Annotated in this window: 18 protein-coding genes and 1 pseudogene; 12 read left to right on the forward strand and 7 right to left on the reverse strand. The window is 39.6% G+C overall.

Translation table 11 applies throughout. The features are described from left to right. Window positions 1–349: 349 nt before the first annotated feature. Window positions 350–1,318, reverse strand: a complete 969-nt coding sequence (locus BM003_RS12670) for a hypothetical protein (protein WP_245734257.1) — start codon at window positions 1,316–1,318, stop codon at window positions 350–352. Between the two features lie 133 nt (window positions 1,319–1,451). Beyond that, window positions 1,452–3,065, reverse strand: a complete 1,614-nt coding sequence (locus BM003_RS12675; RefSeq protein ID WP_093673643.1) for a DUF7309 domain-containing protein — start codon at window positions 3,063–3,065, stop codon at window positions 1,452–1,454. 1,000 nt (window positions 3,066–4,065) lie between these two features. Here BM003_RS12675 and BM003_RS12680 point away from each other — a divergent pair. Both BM003_RS12680 and BM003_RS12685 read left to right on the forward strand, forming a co-directional pair. Continuing rightward, window positions 4,066–4,248, forward strand: a complete 183-nt coding sequence (locus BM003_RS12680; RefSeq protein ID WP_143128465.1) for a hypothetical protein — start codon at window positions 4,066–4,068, stop codon at window positions 4,246–4,248. Window positions 4,249–4,250: 2 nt separating this feature from the next. Further along, window positions 4,251–4,802, forward strand: a complete 552-nt coding sequence (locus tag BM003_RS12685) for a hypothetical protein (protein ID WP_093673647.1) — start codon at window positions 4,251–4,253, stop codon at window positions 4,800–4,802. Between the two features lie 282 nt (window positions 4,803–5,084). Here BM003_RS12685 and BM003_RS12690 read toward each other — a convergent pair whose 3' ends face one another. The 5 genes from BM003_RS12690 to BM003_RS12710 form a co-directional block, all read right to left on the reverse strand. Beyond that, window positions 5,085–5,387, reverse strand: a complete 303-nt coding sequence (locus BM003_RS12690; RefSeq protein WP_218143260.1) for a PTS sugar transporter subunit IIA — start codon at window positions 5,385–5,387, stop codon at window positions 5,085–5,087. Between the two features lie 4 nt (window positions 5,388–5,391). After that, entirely contained in the window at window positions 5,392–5,688 is a 297-nt protein-coding gene (locus BM003_RS18250) for an HAD family hydrolase (protein WP_093673649.1), read from the reverse strand. Continuing rightward, window positions 5,682–6,233: a PTS transporter subunit EIIC gene (locus tag BM003_RS12700; RefSeq protein WP_245734259.1), complete on the reverse strand. Its 552-nt coding sequence runs from the start codon at window positions 6,231–6,233 to the stop codon at window positions 5,682–5,684. The genes BM003_RS18250 and BM003_RS12700 overlap by 7 nt, the downstream gene beginning before the upstream one ends. Window positions 6,234–6,353: 120 nt before the next feature. Further along, window positions 6,354–7,124, reverse strand: a complete 771-nt coding sequence (locus BM003_RS12705; protein WP_218143261.1) for a MurR/RpiR family transcriptional regulator — start codon at window positions 7,122–7,124, stop codon at window positions 6,354–6,356. A gap of 778 nt (window positions 7,125–7,902) precedes the next feature. Further along, on the reverse strand, window positions 7,903–8,100 hold the full coding sequence (locus BM003_RS12710; RefSeq protein WP_143128466.1) for a hypothetical protein: 198 nt from the start codon (window positions 8,098–8,100) through the stop codon (window positions 7,903–7,905). A 140-nt stretch (window positions 8,101–8,240) separates the two neighbouring features. Here BM003_RS12710 and BM003_RS12715 point away from each other — a divergent pair, with 140 nt between their 5' ends. The 10 genes and pseudogenes from BM003_RS12715 to BM003_RS18255 form a co-directional block, all read left to right on the forward strand. Then, window positions 8,241–8,663, forward strand: a complete 423-nt coding sequence (locus BM003_RS12715) for a hypothetical protein (RefSeq protein ID WP_143128467.1) — start codon at window positions 8,241–8,243, stop codon at window positions 8,661–8,663. Window positions 8,664–8,804: 141 nt separating this feature from the next. Then, window positions 8,805–9,035 (forward strand): hypothetical protein, encoded by a 231-nt coding sequence (locus BM003_RS12720; RefSeq protein WP_093673657.1) that lies wholly within the window; start codon window positions 8,805–8,807, stop codon window positions 9,033–9,035. After that, the gene (locus BM003_RS12725) at window positions 9,032–9,565 is read left to right on the forward strand and encodes a hypothetical protein (protein ID WP_093673659.1); all 534 of its coding nucleotides are present in this window, start codon (window positions 9,032–9,034) and stop codon (window positions 9,563–9,565) included. The genes BM003_RS12720 and BM003_RS12725 overlap by 4 nt, the downstream gene beginning before the upstream one ends. Window positions 9,566–9,772: 207 nt before the next feature. Next, a complete protein-coding gene (locus BM003_RS12730) occupies window positions 9,773–11,692 on the forward strand; it encodes a dynamin family protein (protein ID WP_177184786.1) in 1,920 nt (639 codons plus the stop codon). Window positions 11,693–11,710: 18 nt separating this feature from the next. Continuing rightward, the gene (locus BM003_RS12735) at window positions 11,711–13,636 is read left to right on the forward strand and encodes a dynamin family protein (protein ID WP_093673663.1); all 1,926 of its coding nucleotides are present in this window, start codon (window positions 11,711–11,713) and stop codon (window positions 13,634–13,636) included. Continuing rightward, on the forward strand, window positions 13,599–15,425 hold the full coding sequence (locus BM003_RS12740; protein ID WP_093673665.1) for a dynamin family protein: 1,827 nt from the start codon (window positions 13,599–13,601) through the stop codon (window positions 15,423–15,425). The genes BM003_RS12735 and BM003_RS12740 overlap by 38 nt, the downstream gene beginning before the upstream one ends. Continuing rightward, on the forward strand, window positions 15,412–15,789 hold the full coding sequence (locus BM003_RS12745; RefSeq protein ID WP_093673667.1) for a hypothetical protein: 378 nt from the start codon (window positions 15,412–15,414) through the stop codon (window positions 15,787–15,789). The genes BM003_RS12740 and BM003_RS12745 overlap by 14 nt, the downstream gene beginning before the upstream one ends. Window positions 15,790–15,925: 136 nt before the next feature. Beyond that, a complete protein-coding gene (locus BM003_RS12750) occupies window positions 15,926–16,507 on the forward strand; it encodes an EcsC family protein (RefSeq protein WP_245734261.1) in 582 nt (193 codons plus the stop codon). Between the two features lie 106 nt (window positions 16,508–16,613). Further along, window positions 16,614–17,117: a DUF445 family protein gene (locus tag BM003_RS12755; protein ID WP_177184787.1), complete on the forward strand. Its 504-nt coding sequence runs from the start codon at window positions 16,614–16,616 to the stop codon at window positions 17,115–17,117. A 524-nt stretch (window positions 17,118–17,641) separates the two neighbouring features. Then, window positions 17,642–18,274: pseudogene (locus BM003_RS18255) on the forward strand (transposase); the annotation flags it as partial.

Below are 18,274 nucleotides of genomic sequence, written 5' to 3' on the forward strand. Positions count from 1 at the left end.
TGATGATTCAAAACCGCAATTAGCGAAAGTCATCACATCCTGCGGAAGTAAGGACCGGGCGCTCTTTGCCCGCTTTTTTCTAATCGGAAGCCGCGATTAATGACGGCGTGCGTTGCCTTTTCACTGATAAATCAATTTGCAGTGCTTGTGCTGATTATTTTAGCTATGGTGCGTTAGTGCCATTGCAGCAGTTTGTTGCCACATTGCCGTCGATGGTTGCGCATCGGCGATTTTATTATGTTATAAACGCTTCAGAATGATGTGACCATCAAAATAAAGCCATGTATCTTAATCGAATGGCAATGAAGTGAAAATGGAGATCTATTGTTAATTTGTGCATACTTCCAAATTATCCAAGAAAGCTTCGAACCGTTTGCGCAATATAACGCATGTCCGCCTCATTGTAACGTTGATCAATCGGCAGCGCGACCAAATTTTCGGCGAGCCGATAGTCAAAACTTGAAAGAGGGGCGCGCGACGGCACTTCTTGCCAATAATCATTGGCATAGATATGATGCTCCAGCAAAAGATCCTTTAAGTGTTCCCCATGCTCAATGAGGAAGGGGTAGCACATCGGTCCGTTCACACTACCGAAGTCCGCGCGCAGCTGATTGTATGTGCCGATATGTTGGTGAAGAAACCGGAAGTTCTCGTTTCTGATCGCGCGCACCTGCTCATAATCAATACTCATCAACAGCCGCTGAGTCACACCGGACATCACGTGCATCCCACATGTATCCAGATAGGCCTCGTTTTGTTCAAACAACGGCTCGGCGGAAGTGTTGTCAAGATCAATTTGCTTCAGCAGCGCGTCGCAACGGTAGTAGGACGGATCCCGTTCCAGTTCAAGCCGCTCCTCGGCATCGGTATACAAATAACCGCCGTCAGGCACACCGAAAAATTTGCGCGGCGAATACAGGGTATCGACGCCCGACTGAGGTCGATCAAAAAACGCCTGCGTATTATCGATGATAACGTGCCTCAGATTGTGGCAGATGTTCCGAACATTGTCGCTGTTCATGCCGAAGTAATTGACATAGAGGAAACAGGCATCATCCTCCGGAACGCGTTCAAAAATTGGTGCGAAGTGCTCATTAATACGATAAAAGCTATAGTCAATAGCCAACCGTTTAACTGGCTGAAGCACGCTGTCGCAAATATAAGCGGGCAGATAAATTTTCTTGTAGTTTCTGGCGCGGAGCAAATACTCAAGAGTATAACGCGCGCTATTCAGGCGCAGTGCCTGGCTGTGGTATTCGGTTCGCATCGGCAGTTCCAATGAAAAAAAGCCGCCGATCACTTTTTGTCCTTCTGTCATATAATCACCTGATTGTATCGGTTATTACCTGTCATGTTGCGCAATTAAATGAAATAGTCGAACTGAGACGATTATAAGCGCCTATCAGGCCAAACAAGCAGAATGCATCAAGCCACATAGGGAAAATGAACAATCAATGCTGGCTTTCCAGAAATTCAGCTAAGGATTCCATTGCTTGGTCCAACTTGGGCAAGTCATTGGACAGGCTGCAAATGATTCCGAGCTTTTTACATAATAAAAATAACGCATGATAGAGATGATCATCAGCTACAAGAATGCCACTCGGACGCTGCGCCGTTTCTTGAATCATTTTCAAAAGAAAATCCTGATTTGTGCGTACATAAACAGCTTGTTCATTAAATTGATCCGGCAATGCTAAGTTATGGAGCAGAATTTGTCCATTAATGTGATCGACAGCGAGCTCGAGCCAAGGGTAGATCGGTCTGTTGTCATTTTCTTGTGCAACAGTAAACGATGCGAACCCGCCGCCAAGTTCTACCCATGATTTGTTCTGGCGCATCGTTTTCTTTATCCGCTGAAGATCAATGGCGTTGATCATGGGTTCGGCATGCCGCAATTGGACCTGTTTGCTCGCAATCGGCTCGATGGTACCATCAACCGATTTTTCGAATCCTTGCTCATCGAGAACATATTTTCTAAGAAACCATTCGTGGTCTTGATAAAAAGGGAATTGCTCAATTCGATCTTGATAATCATGCACGAGCGCTGAAATCTTATTAATAATATCGGTGAACAGAAAGATCTCTTCCCCCTGAGGTATCCAGCTCATATAGCCGGGGTTTTGAACGCGCAGCATCGGCCAATGGTCCCTATTTTCTAGACCATGATCCAACATGTAGAGTAATGATCGATCTTCCTCAGGAAAAGTTCCGCGTCTGCATAGTGAGAGATTGAACACTTGAGCCGTTATCGGCGTGTTAACTGCAGCAGCCGAATTCGTGAAAAGACGATGAATCAACGCCAATCCTTCGTCACCGACATAGGCAACCAGACCGAATTCATCTCCCATTTGTCCAAGAACGCAGCAGTACACCCGTTGTGGAAAATTGGGAAGGTCCAGCATAAGCACTTGATCCGAATTCAGCCATCGCCATGGCTCAAGATCCGCGAACTGTTCCGAAGCACGCAAGAGATCGAACCAATTCTCGTCATTTGAAGGATCAACAGTAAATTGAGCTAAGTCTTCTTCGTCGTCATCGAGCTGATAGATGCTCAAGCATTCAGTGAGATCTTCAACAGCCTCTGCTTGATTACTTAAAGGATCATCAAAAAATGTCCCATCTTCATCCATTAATAAGCTGTTCAAATAGGGAACCATCGCCCGGCTGCATCCGACGCAGCGCGGTACAGGCTGCTCGTATTCATCTTTAAGCGGTTCAAGTTTGATTTCCAACTGTTTATCTGAAGTGACGCAGTGGCCTTTGTCACCGGGTTCAATGAGAAAATCAGAAACCAAATGACGCGTGTCATTCAGAACATCCGGCCCAAGCTCGGTCAGTTGCCCGTACTCCTCATCAAAGACTCCAAATAACACATCCGTTGTCGCAGAGCGGAGTGAGTAACCCGATCGTTTTGGTAGTTTAATATACGCATCATTATAGTCAAAACAAAATAGTTCGTTGATATAGTCGTGCAGATCCGAAACGGTAATCATACTGTCTGCTTGGATCTTGGCCCAGACAGGCGGCTTACTGCCTTTTATCGAGATTTTCAATTGAATGTTCATGAGCTTGTCCTCCAAATAAAAGAATTTATGGGATGAACTCTGTTAAGCCGCTCGTTTTTTAACCTTATGTTCCAAAACGTTTTAGCTCACAACTCAATTATAAAGAAAATAGGCGGGGTTGGACAAGAGGGGGGTGCATCAGAAATGCTGCGGCAAACCAAGCATGTTACACATAAACGGGTGAGTCCTTGTATGGGGGCGGGGCAGAATCAAGATTAATCCTTTTCTGATGAACTACCGGTTACTCAGACTCCAAGAGAAACATGTAAAATCCATCCCAATATCAGGAAAAGAAGCAGCAAGGTCAGCATCAGAACGGCTTGCCAAAAAGCAAGCCGTTTATTTTCAGTATGAGTGACGATGAAGATGCAAAAGAAGAAGCCCATTAGTAGAAGAACAAAAGCTCGTAAGGGGAAAGGGCAGAATGGACGACAGAAGACACAGAACGAGTAAATACAGGCAAACCCGCATCGGAGGACCTTCCTTCCTGGTATTAGTTGATGATGAGTTGCGTTTTAAACTGGTGATGGTGGTATCATATGACTTCCAACGAAGAGATTCGTCAAGTTGGGCTTATAAATATTTCAATTAAAACTAAAGGCCAAAGTCTTCGTTTTAAATAGTAATAAAGTTGGTTATGCGTAAACAGATATATTTGTCGGAAATACTACTTTTAGACCTTTTTTATATCTAAAGTTCCCATTCTTTAATAATAACAAGAGAGCAATAAGTTTTCTCCTATCAACAAAGATGATGTAGGGAAACAAAAAATCCGCTTATCAAGGTTATCTGATGTCAATCCAGAATCAATAATCCTCATTACAGTCTAAGCATAAACAATCAGAACAACAAGCACTACCAACAGTGATGATGAGTTTATTAAAATATAATTATTTACTGAATATAGGTCATGACGTATAATTAATTTAAAGAGTTGCATATACTGTTACCACTATAATGGGTGGTGTTAGGTATGTGTGATAAGGGAGGGGAGAAAAAAATGCCAGTAGTAAAATCTCGTCGTCCTATGTCGGTTGTTTTTGAGAATGATGAAGAAGCAAGAAAATTTGATGAATGGGCAACTTCAAGAAAAAGATCTAACTCTCCGGAAGCTAAACGTGTACGGGCTGGATTAAAATCGTACAGAGCCATGAAAAAAGGAATCAATAAATCTAGAGGGTAAAGATGGCTGAGATCGTTGACCTAATTGAAAAAGAACTAAGTGAAGATTTCCTATCAATAATTCAGGCTTTTAGATGTACCTACAAAATTGATGAACATAATATCAGTACCGATATTGAAGATTTTCTGAAAAATGATGCCTATGAATTACAACAATCACACATGACGGTAACAAAACTGTTTTTTAATAGTGATAAGCAGTTTGTAGGTTATTATACACTTTTCAATGATACCGTTCCGAAGATTGGAAAGGATAAATTAAAAAAAGAACACTGGGATTTACCTAAAAGCGAAAAATTTTATCCGGCTGTACGACTTCATTATATTGGAGTCGATGATAAATATAGAGATCAAGACATTGGTTATACAATGCTAATGTCGGCAATTGATACATGTTATACTATATCTACTATTTCCGGATGCGTTTTTATGTCAGTTCAGGCACTAAAGAATTCTGTTGGTTTTTATGAAAACTACAATTTTATTCGGCTTAGCTCAGGAAAATACCTTCAGAATATGGTGCTTAAGCTGGAAGATATTTCTGATACTGAATAGATGAGCATCCTGTAATCAGGGTGCTTTTATTATGTCTAAAAGTAACAGATATATTGGATTGGATTTGATTATAAGCGACAATTAAGAAATAGTTTTCAGTTATTGATACCATGAAAAATGAATAGGTTAATAAAAGCTCGTCGGCGGTTGCTGCGCCTCTCTTTTGTATGAGGGCGGTGAGGCCAATGACGACTTATGACGCATGTTCCCTAATATTCAATTTGCGGTGCTTATGCTGATTATCGTGTCGTCAAAAAAACAAAAAATAGTCCGCCCATGACTTTACCCGAAGCCAAGCGGACTGCCTGCTAACTCAACGGTATCAATACCCATATGAATCAGCAAATCAAGACCACGGTCTGTTTGAATACCAATTGCATGCTTCGTTACGGCAATCATGGAAACAATGCCGTGTACAGGACTGTACAGCGCTGAATCGGCGGGGATGATCGCAAAACCGTCACCCATCATTTTTCCGGAAAAAACAGGATCATTCACTTGAGCAAGTTCAATGAGATTTCCTGTAATTGGCGCATACACGGTCACAGGAGCCATTTGTTTGTTCTTTCCCAAGAATTTGAACATCGTGTCACCTCTTTAATGATAGCATTGAAGAATGATGATCTGTTATATTTGCAAAGTTCTTGATGATCACATCTGCGGTACGCTTGACTTCAGTCGTTGCGTGATCCATGCAGAACGCAAAATCAGAGGCTTGGAACATAGAACAATCATTCCCAGAATCTCCGACAGCGATCACTTCCAAAGGGGTCAGTGTTTTAAGATAACGGACAGCATTACCCTTTGACACACCCTGTTCGGTGACCTCAATCCGAGTGCCGCCGCTTTTAAAAATTGATAAATCAGGAAACCTTTGTTTTAACACCTGACTGCAGGAAGTTGGATTTTGATCGAGTGTTTATGAACTTTATAAACAATAAAACCTGTGATGATTCCTCCGAAAACATTTAAATCCATCGTCTGAATGCCAAGGACAGTTGTTTGCATTTTATCAGCGAGTGCCAGAGCTGCTTTGGTCGGATCCATGCCCGCTGTATCAACCAGCGTACCCGTCGCAACCAGCATAAAATGCAGCGTATAATGCAGAACGAGAAAACCAATCAGCCCGGATAACGCTGCCGAACCTTTTTCATTCTTGGCGAGCCCGACCGCAACACCAACTGCGAAGATAATTGGTAAATTGTCAAAAGCCACATTCCCAAGCGTTACAAGAAGCTGCATAAGAAACTGAAAGATATGATTGCCGAGAAAAGGATACATTTCGACGGTACTTGAATTTGTAAAAGCGGATCCAATCCCTTTAATGATACCAGCAGCGGGAAGAACGGAAACCGGTAGTAGAAACGAGCGTCCGAATCGCTCAAAGTCGCGAAGCAGCTTATTCCGTTCACTTACTTTTGTTGCAGTCACAATCATCAACCTCTTTTCTTTTTCTTATGTCTGCATCGTACCACTAAAAAACCCGAATGAATGCGTTTTCATTTGTTGCTACTTGAAGAGAATAAATGTACTTTTTGGGTAAAAAACTACTTAGTGACGTAATGACAAGAGCAGATGCTCAAAGACGACATCAGCAGCAACACTTAGCATGAGACGAGAGCGTATCTTTTTACGGGGACTGGGTGATAGATAGGTAAATAGATTCACATCACTAATTTTACTCAGCGGATTAACGGACATACTGGTAATCGAAATGATTCGTGTTCCACTTGTTTTTGCTTTCAACAGAATTTGGTTGATCGCTTGACTTTTTCCGCCCAAGGAAAACACGACGATAACATCCTCAGAAGTAGCAATGTCCGGAATGCGCTCGATTGCATAGAACTCATAATAATCATTGGACCACAAATCAAGCAGCTTCAGCCTGCGGTTAAAATCGGAAATCACACCGACACTTGAACCACTGCCGATACAGAAAATACGCCTTGCCTGCCGCACTTCTTCAGCAAAAGCAGTAACTTTTTGTTCGGATAAAAGCTGAATCGTTTTGGAAAAATCGTGGGTGACGCGTTCGATGATTTCTTTGTAACCGCTAACCCCCGGAGGCGGATCAGCAGATAACTCACTATTTTTCGTTTGAATTAAGGCATACTTTAGTTGCGTAAACGATTGATACCCAAGCTTCTTGGATGCTCGAATAATTGTAGTCGATGAGACAAAGAGTTCATCCTCAATATCCTTTAATTTCAGATGTTCAATATCCCCATATTTCATTACAAAATCAATGACAATCTGCTCGGTACTTGACAACGAATCATAATGATTCGTGATTTGTGTATAAAAGTCCTGAATGATGCTCATCTCCAATACTTTGTTTTCTCACCGTTTGTTGCGATTAGGAGGGAGATTGGTACCCGCACGTATGTTGCTTGTCCTTCTGAATAAATCGTATCAGCTGAAAGAAGCGCATTGAAAACGAGCGGATGGCAAGTAAAAAGACGATTATGTACTAATTTACGTAGAACAATTAAGGGTTATGACATTAGGAGTGATAAGCTCAGAAATGTGCAAGGGGTTATGGGTGAAGGGATTAAATGATCGTTAATAAGGCTGCAAGCACAACAACGTAAAGATATATCTTCATACCGGTCACCATCTGCATACAATAATTATCACTTCGGGCTGATGGATCGAATTTAGGCTGATTTTTGTAGTATAGAATAATGATGTAAACGTTATCTCAAGGGGAATTAATCAATTAATTCTCAGAGCAGCTAAAAATTGATTACTGTCCGGCTTTTTATTCAATTGTATTTTATGAAAACAGTATAATTTGGCTTTTTCATATTTTTTCTCATAATCTTTTATGTCCAATGTATCGTAATCATCCAGAAAATCATTGTCAGCATCATATTCAATAGATACGGTTCTTATGTACGTTTGCTTAGCAATAACTTTCGCTATTAATCACTAAATAAGTCTTCGTAACACATCTTTGTTCATTCAAATTGCTTTGTGATGCAAGTAATTCTGTACATGAGGATTTTTCTCACACGAAAAAGAGGAGAGTAATTGATTTACCTCCTCCTCTGAACTTGATTCAACTAGTGTCGATAACTTATAGACCTTTGTCTCTATTTTATCGGGCATGTTTTCTTTTCTCCATAAACTTTCTTGCATCTAATAAACGTTCTTCTTCTGTCTGCGCAATCAGGTGATCAATCAACGGGGAAGGGGTAACAGCAATGGGATCACTATCCAATAAATCATTGAAATCTTTTTCCTTTATGTGAAAGGTTCTATTGTATTCATTATTTTTAAGTGTTTCTGTAGCCATTTTACCCTTCACCTCCATATGTTTATTGTCCCTAAATATCTTCATACGGGTCACCATCCATGTTCTTTAAATACAGGTATTTTGCAGGATAAAATCCTATTTTTTGTAAAATAAGCAGGAATAAAGTCACTATATGGAGAATGTTAGGAGAAACCATCTCCTACGAAAGTAGTGATCCAATGACCATTGCCGAGCTTTATGGAAAACTGCCCGCATTAGAAGCCAAGGAAGACCTACTGACTTCGGACGTTTTCTCCACCTTTCGTTACCTACCAGTCAATCGAGCGCTCATTCCATTTCTCAGTAAAGCAATCAACACCCGGTCCGGGCAACACATCAGCAACATTTTTACAGATTGTCTGATGGCGGACTATGTCTTCTGGCCGAAAACCACGCGCTTCAACCGTGAGCCGGATGTGCTGATCCTAATCACGCGCAAGACCAAGCCGCCAATCGCTATTATTATAGAAGCAAAATATTACAGTGGACGGCATGATGCCAACCGAACGCAAATGAAGCAGGAACTGCAAACCTATGATGGAGACCAATTGGCCGAGCAATAATACATTGACTTAAAGAACAACGCGCTCGACCTCAACCAGGAACAGACGCAGCTTTTAACACAGGCGGAGCATCGATTTCTACTCTTTGTTACCGCGCATGATGCGCTGCCGAGAAAAATAACCGACGACTCACTTAATAAGTTGCTCAAGCATGATCCTAATACGCATTCACTTTACTGGATTAACTGGCAAGCTGCTTTCGATGTCGCTAAAGAGACACTTGAAACTCAAATTCTCGATGACGGACAACGCTTCCTGCTTGAAGATCTACGCGATTTACTGCAGCGCAAAGGACTTACATCATTTCAAGGCTTCCATCCACCAGCCAAACTGATTCAGCCGAAACACTATTTCTGGAGGGACACGCAATGAGCATTGGAGAAGAAATGAAACATGTCTACGGCGAGATGGTCAAAATCTACACAGAAGTGGGAAAACTCATCTCAGTCATCGAAGGTGAATTAGTCAAAAAAGGCTGGACGGCAGTTGGCGATCATGGTGTGACTTGGGACCGTTCGTCCAGTTATGAGTCTCCGGAATTCTGGCTGCCCTACTTCATGCAGCGCGTCTACACAAAAGATAATGATAAAAAAGGAGTGGCATTCAACATCCTCTTTGATGGCCTCGACGAAGATCATCAAATTACCTATCCGACCCTGTCATGTGTAGTGGCGGAGCGGAAAGATGGAAAGCCATTGGTTAAATGCAACGGCATTATATCCGCCGGTTGGGAAAAGGATTCGCATTCATTGGGTGATCGATATCCAAAACTGTACCAAACGGATTATACGGACATAACGATTACCAACTATTTTTTGCCGTTGGACGAGATCACGAGTGAAGCAAAGGTAAGAGAGTTGATTGTTGAGCCATTGATGAAGATGTATGGGGGGTACCCATGATTGAAGAAGAGCTCAAATCGCTTGAAAATTGAGCCCATATTAAAATGGTTTTCTCACTGAAATGCATTAATCTCACTTTTAGAACAAATGTTGAAAATTTGCTTACAATTTCTTACATAGCAACCGATAATTATAATGTAATAGGTCTCATTGCCTATTGAACGCAATCATTGTGAACAGGTTTTGTTCTGAAAGATGGGTGGCAGAATGCAGACCTCAGAGGTAAAAGATTGGACTCAATATATACAGAGTCTGAACGATAATTTAAATGTAATTCCTGAAATGCAAGAAGTGGGACAGGAATTGGCTGATTGGCAAAATGGGCAAACAGAACGACCGCTTAATGTAATGATTATGGGTGAGGCGAAGTCAGGAAAGTCCACATTTGTGAATTCGATTTTTGGGGAACAGCTAGTCGCAAGTGATATATTGCCAAAAACGTCCATTGTTACGATGTTCAAGTATGGTGCTCAAAAGAAAATGGTTATTTATTTTTTGGATGGACGCATTGTAACATATGAAAATAATCAATTTGCTGATTTAAGTAACGAGTCAATTGATAAAGAAATTGACTGGGTTGAAATGTATTGGCCATTGGATTTTCTTAAAGAGATAACCATTATTGACTCACCAGGTCTCAATTCTCAGTATGCTTATCATACCAAGAATACGGAACGCTTTTTCAATCGTGTGGATGTAGTTATGTGGGTTGCTGATTGTCGTACGATACAGACGCAAGTTGCGCATCAATACTTAGAAAAATTGATGCATAATCATCTTCCAACAGTCATGGTCATCAATCAAATTGATAATTACGATGAAGAAGAAGAGGAACAAGAATTAGAAGAGTGGATTGCTGATGAGCGAAATTCTTTTATAGATCAATACCAACTAGTTGATGTGATTGGTATTTCAGCAGCGTACATACTCAAGGGAAAGATAAAAAAGGATAATCAGCTTCTGGAAAATGGCCATTTCCAAAGTGTTTCTAACATAGTCAATAAACTAGAAATAGAGGCAGTAAATCTGAAAGAGAGAAGTAAGTGGCGTTATTTTGTTTATTTACAATGCTGTATTTTAGCAAGGGTAAAGATGCTGATAAAAAATCTACATATTGAACAAATGTATTTATCTATTGAAGAATTGTCGCAGTCATGGAACGCGATCCTTGATAAGAGAAATGAACTACAACATTTTATTGAGTATCATCAGGTGAAAATTCAAGAATTAACAGCGTATATTGCGACGAATAAAACTTTTTTATCTCTTGTATCGGATGAAGATCATGCGCGACTTTGGTTAGATACCATTGGTACTGGACAATCCCCTGTTGTATCAATAAAAATAGAAGAATTAAAAAAACAGCTCTCAAATAAGACACAAAGCATAAATTCAAAAAAAGAGAAATTACTCCAAACGTACCAACGACTTCTAACTGATATAGATAACTTCAGAAGCTCAGGAGTCTATCAAACATATCCTCTTTTTAAGAACACTCAGCTTGATCAATTGGAAAATGAAATAAGAATGTATAACGTACAGGTAAAAGAGTATAGAAAATGCCTAGAAAAAGAAAACGGCGAGCAGGAAGCTTTTGTTGAGCAGCTTTGCACTACGATCCAGTTCATCAATTATAACAATAGACAAGTACTTCACAATAAAATAATTACATTTAATCAATTGCTGAAAAGAAACAAACAGGATTATATTCAAAAAATAAGCCTTTCATTTTTTCAAATGATCAACCAGCTCTCTATGATTAGCAGTGCCATTGTGTCACTGAATAATAGTATATTAGCCAACGAAAAACTTGGAGAAATAGAAAAGGAAAATTTGGAAGAGCTAATCCATTGTTTTGAACCATTCAAAATGAATGAAAAACTTGCGATGCACCAAAAAATATTTGAAGCATTGATAGATGAACCTTTACTGACAGATCGACATATTTCAATTGACTATTCAACTTCAGAACTTTCTATGATTGATGCTTGGGAGAGTTCTCCGCTTAACACCATTCAAACAGTACCTTTGTCTTTATTGAACCAAATAAGAGTTAATGTAATAAAAATGCGCGTTTTGTTTTTTAGTTGTATTGGAATCATCATACTTTTTTACCTATTTAAATGACAGGGGAGATATGGATCTATGGGCTTTTCATTAGACCACTATGCTGAAAGGAAGAGACAATTCTTCGCAAAAGCAGAAAAAGTAATTAAAATCCTTATTACAAAAAAAGATGAAGAAACGATTCAGCAGATCAATGACTTGTTAGGTGATGTTGAGAACGGAAAATTTGTCCTTACAGTCATTGGGGAATTTTCAAAGGGGAAGTCCACCTTTTTAAATAGTTTGTTTGGCAAACGCCTGCTTCCATCAAAAGTTACCCCGACAACGGCATTGTTAAATAAAATCATCTATAAAGAACAACAAAGTATTATTGTTTCGGCCAATGGTCAAGAGCATGTTATTCCAGAAGAAACGTTCAAAAATTTGATTGCGCCAAAGGAACCAAAAAGTGATGATCATGAGGCCTTTGTTGCCTATCAAAAACAAATTGAGACTCTCAATCAAATAGATCAAGTCACAATCGGTTATCCGCTTTCTTTTTTAAGCAACGGCATCTGTATCTATGATACTCCAGGGTTTAATGATCTTGATGAAAATAGGAGCCAGCTGACCAATACGATTATTCCTCAATCAGATGCAGTGATCTTTATGCTGAATGCACGCCGTCAACTTTCGCAGTCAGAACACAGTTTTCTCGAAAATCGAGTACTTACTCAAGACCTTGGCAAATTGTTCTTTGTAATCAACTTTAAAGACCAGTTGGACTCAGAAGCTGATGTGGAAAGAGTTCGCCAGGAAATATTGAGTCATCTGCCTTCCAAGATCGCCCATCCTAAACTATTTTTTATCTCTGCCAAATATGCGTTGAATTTCCGAAGAGAGCAGAATGGAGAAGTCATAAAAAGTGCTCAATGGAAAATGAAAAACTCTGCTGTTGTAAGAAATCTCGAGGAAACGGGTATACCGGCACTCGAACAAGCACTTGGCCAATTTTTGGAGGAGGAGAGAGGGTACATCAAAATCTTTCGAGCAGATCTCCAATTGAATCATTGGATTGACCGCATGATGAATCAAGATATTCCATTAGAAATGCTAAGTTTTCACCAACACGTTGCTGACGCAGATCAAAAGCAGAAAGAACTTAAGCTTAAATTGGATCACGCTCGTGCCGAAAGAGAACGATTGATGAAATCGATAAAATCCAATAGCAAGAAGGAATTGGCTGAAATAAAAAAAGCTTATCAACAACGGCTTGAAGCAATCTTACACGCTGCTCAAAATGAATTTAAGAAACAAACTGGCACTTACAAAGAAATGGCACGAGCAATTGAAGATAGGGTGTCTCCATTAGAAGGGATACTAGCCGAGGATCTATTAAAATGGAAAGAATTGTGGGCAAATGATGTGATTCAGAAATGCGCCGCACATATGAGTAGCGAGCTTTCGCAAAACTATCGCTCACTAGCAAGTTCGTTTAATGTACAGGTCGAAGCAAATCATGAAATTAAACTAACGGATATGTTTGATTCTCTGGCAGACGCTGTCTATAGAAGCGTTATGGATTTTGCACCTCAGAAAGGTTCACAGACGTTTTCTATGCTAGCAAGTGCCGGAAAATCAGTTGTTAAATTTATTGGATTCATTGTAAGAAAGGCAAAAAGCGTTGATGATCGAGAACTTCTGCAGGACCGCATAAAGGATCAATTTGAAAAATCAATTCCAAAAAAAGTGGAGCACTTAGAGAAAAATTTTAAGAGCATGCAAAAACAATTATCAGATAAGATTACCTTGAATATGGAAAAAGAGCTCAAAAAAATGCAAGAGCTGTTTTTGAAAATGTTTAGGAATGCTGAAATAAGCCAAAGACGAGCAACTAAAGAAATCAATAAATTGAAAGAACAACAGGAAGAATTAAGAGCATGCATGGAAATAAATCCGTTATCGAAACAGCTGGAGGGAGCACAAAATGATTACACAGGAACAGTCTCTGTCAACCGTTATTAATGAATTAAAAAAACAGGCAATAACATGTAAATTGAGTGGAACGATTCGTGAAAAGCTGGCGACACTCAGTTTGGATATGAAGACGAACCAATACACGATCGTCGTGGTTGGTGAATTTAAACATGGGAAATCAACATTTATTAACAGTCTGCTCGGGCAAGATTTACTTCCAACGGATATATTACCAACGACTGCCGTTATTCATCGGATCTTTAAAGGGGACAAGGATGAGCTCATTGTGCATGACCAAAAGGGTGAGACAAAGAAATTTGATCTTGATAAAGATGTGATGCAGCATTTTACAGCAGAACATGCTCAGTCAACCGATCAAGTGAAGTATATTGATTTGTCGCTATCTAAAGTCCCGTTTGATCAGAATATTGTCATTGTCGATACACCCGGAGTGAACGATCTCAATCAGCAGAGGGCAGAAGTTGCCTATGATTTTATTCCGCGTTCAGACGCTGTTATATTTGTCCTTGATTCTGGTGCTTTTCTAAAAAGAACGGAAGAGGAATTTATCAAGGAAAAACTTTTGAGCCAAGATTTAAATAAGATTGTTTTTATCGCTAATTTTATCGACCGTTTGGATGAGGAAGAAACAGATCTTGATGAGCTAGCTGAAGATTTTAAACGGCGAATTACACACTCCCTTGGTTTACCACGGCCATCACTGTATCTACTATCATCCCTAAGTGCTCTGCAGGGACGGATCGAACAAAATGATGAACTCATATCCTTCTCTGGAATTCTTCCGATCGAGAAAAGAATCACAGAATTGACTGAGAGCGGAACGCGAGCACAAGAAAAACAGTCGGCCTATGTCTATCGTGCCATTCACATTCTCAGGCAGATAAACAACGAAATTAGGACGTGTCTTGTGACAGGAAAGCAATCAACAAAGGAATTAACTGCTGTACTGGAAAATCTAAATTCATGGGAACAAAAGAAGGATGAGACCCTTCAGTCGGTTCATGATTATGTTCAATTAAGAGAAACGGAAATACATCACCTAATTGAAAAGTCAATCAGCAACTTGAAAGAGCGTCTTTTAGATGAAGGAATTCAGGCAATCAATAATTTTGACAGCCCAGATGTGAGTCAACTAACAGAAAAAATCCTGCCACAGCTCTCCGAGCGCTTTATTAAAGGCTGGCTTGAAGAATATTCCCCGTATATTCTTGAACTTTTGAACAAACTCAAGCAATCCATTGAAAAAGGATTAAATGAATACTTTAACAGCACCATTGAACTTGGAGCAGTAGGTGGGCGAAAACTCTCATCCAGTGAAAAAGTGAACGTGAATGTTGATTCAGGAATGGATACAACGATCACCTCCGGATTAATTGTCGGAGGCATTGCCACCGGATTGGCTATTTTGTCAATGTCGTTGTTTGTTCCATTATTGGCAATGGGTGGTATTCCGATTATAAGAGATATCATGAAGAAGAATAAACTAGGAAAATTAAAGCCCGAGATCAAGAAAGAGTGGGAACGTATTATCCCCGAATCCATCAACGGATTCTATGAATCTATTTGCGATCAAGTGGACCAACTCATTCAAAATACCGTTACCAATACACAAGAAATCTTTGATCAAAAAGCGACTGTTCGTCGGCAAATTATTGAAAACACGCAGCAAGAGAATGCACGAGAAGCAGAGGAATTGGCAAAACAGGAACAGGTTTTGCTAGCAGCGCAAGGAGATCTAGAAAAATTAGATGCTCAGTTGCAAATGCTGATTTTTAAAAGTGAACCAAAGGGGATGAAGAATAATGAGTTTATTTGATGGAAACACGGCGGATTCAAACGAAGGCCAACATCCAACTGGGAGTGAAGCAATCCATTCCTCAGCCCATCTTTTCGGAAACGACTCTGTAAATCATGGCTTTGATCCAAGCCCTCATTTTACAGCGGGAAACGAACACACGCACAGCTACCAAGATATCATGCAGCAAAATGACCCACTAAAACTGGTACATACGATGCACATGGAACCATTAGAGCTAGGAAAAACATTTGTCCATCCGCATGATGTCCATGACTATGTACGCCAAGATGGGACACCAGTTCACGGATACTGGCGCGATGGCGACGGAAACACATTATTTGATAGAAACGTATCACAAGGCGGCGGGTATTTGAGAGATTAGCCGGAATGAAATAACATGGTGAAATTGACCCTGTAAAAGTGAATAATCATTAAATTCCAAAGGATTCCTAGTAAAAATTATAAAAGGTGGGTCATACCATGGAGAATACTCTGACTGAGAGTAAGTTGGAAAACTGTTGGATTGGGCATATGAAAAATCAATTAGTGGTTTGCCTGGAACGGATACAGGTTATGATTTTGCACAGAATTACTTGTCGAAATACGGATCGGTTGATAAAGCTATAAATAAACTAATACACTGGCAAAATACAAAATCAGCTACGGCCGGTTTCTTAACGGGATTGGGAGGACTAATTACTTTGCCCGTGGCAATTCCTGCTGATGTAGCCTCTGTAACTTATGTCCAAATCAGAATGGTAGCGGCAATCGCTATTATGAGAAACTATGATATTAAGGACGATCAAGTGAAAACTTTTGTTTTTCTCGCACTTACTGGTAATTCTGTTTCAGATGTACTAAAAAATGTGGGTATAAAGACTGCCACGCAGCTAGGAAAACAAGCAATAAAAAAGGTTCCGATTGAGATCATTAAAGCGATAAATAAGGCAGTAGGATTTCGATTGATCACTAAGTTTGGTGAAAAGGGAATTGTTAATTTAGGAAAGGCAGTACCGCTTCTTGGTGGAGTAATAGGCGGTACTATGGATGGCGTGAGTACTAATATAATTGGAAAAACCGCGAAGAAAATATTTGTATAAGCAATAATATTCAACTGATCGCTTTAGGACATTTAGCTTCCAAAAGCAGTTAGTCATTTTAGTGAATTACCATGAAATAAAGTTGTCAGTAGTAGGAGTGAGAATGGTGGAAAAGTCAAAGAAAAAACTTGCGAATGGCTTGATAGTTGGAGCAGGGATAGGCTATGCGGTTGTTTATCCGTTTCATCAAAGTTTCACAGGTGGTTTACTTTCAAGTGGCTTAAGTGCAGCACTTGTAGGTGGATTAGCGGATGCTTTTGCCATAACAGGTTTGTTTCGAGTTCCTATGAAATTGAACTTTTTAAAGAGATGCTATTCAACAATTCGAACGGAAGTGATCCCTCGCAATCGGGAAAAGTTTATTTCAACCTTAGTTAATATGGTTCAAGATGACTTACTTTCTAAAGAGAGTCTAAAGCAATACCTGAAAAAAATGGAATCTGAGGATATAGCACATTTCGTCGAGGTGGTCATTAAAAATAATTTAAACCATGTTAAACTCTCACCTTATATTGCGGTGATACGGGATTTTTCATTGAAAAACGGCTATGAAGAACATGTGATCAGATTTATTAGAAATTTTTTCATTATAAAGGAGAGAAGAGTGTAAAGTGAGTTTAAGAAAGAATAGGATATTCCAAACAGTCAAATATTCAGATAATGACAAAGATATTTTTGTGAAAATGATGAACATTAGTGAAAAAATGAAAAAATTGCTATATGTATGTTTATTCGTTTACTTTAGCTATATTAGTTTGAACTTTTTCGTACAAGAGTCTACAATTCACCTAAATTGGTACATTGTAATACCAATGGTTTTTCTATACTTCCTTGTTGGTGGTATTGCATTTACAACTCACTACTGTGTCTATTTAATAGTTAGAAACGAAGCAGCAAGTGTGATCAGAAATAAATCTAATTTAGTAATATGGAAAGCGGCGTTAGTCTATTTTAAAACAAATAAGTCTAAATATATTAACTCAACTTTCGCAGAGTAAAAATCCGAAATAGCCCTTGATATAACGTGCTTTGTAGCCTATTCATTACACTCCTTGACAAAATAGAAAGACACCTCAATTTTTGGTATCGTGATTTTGACGAAATACACCACCAAACAGAAGGGGTGCCCTCCATATGATAGTGAAAAAAGGTCAAAATAATCAACTGTCATCAGAAATAAAAGCAAAATTTGACGAGTTGAAGATTCTAAAACATTTACGTCAGGCAGGAATTCAAATAGCTTTCGGCTTTTCCAGTGGTTATCTTTTTCAGCTTATTTTTCGACTGATCTTTACCCAAAGAAATTGGTATCGTTTACTGGAGAGTAATTAAGCAGATGACTTACCGGGCAAGGATGCTGTTTATCGTTTTTTAAACTACCCGAAGTTTGCCTGGCGCCGCTTCCTGACTGAATTAAGCATATTCACGATTATGAAAGTTAGCCGTTTGACGAGCGCCTGCCACACTAAAGTACTCATTCTGGATGATTCATCTTTTTTATCGCGACCGCAGTAAGCGCGTCGAACTTTTGGCTCATTGTTTTGACCATGCCAAGAGAAGACACTACAAAGGATTTCGTATGCTGACATTGGGATGGTCAGACGGATCAACGTTCCTGCCCATTGATTTTTCACTCCTTAGTTCAAGCAAAGAAAAGGCAAAAATTAACGATATCGATTCGACGATTGATAAGCGTTGTTCCGGCTATAAAAGGCGAATTGAAGCTTTACAAACAGCTCCTGAACAAATACCTGGCATGGTTAAACG

Origin of the sequence: Sporolactobacillus nakayamae (assembly GCF_900113325.1) — a bacterium.
GTDB classification, from domain to species: Bacteria; Bacillota; Bacilli; order Bacillales; family Sporolactobacillaceae; genus Sporolactobacillus; species Sporolactobacillus nakayamae.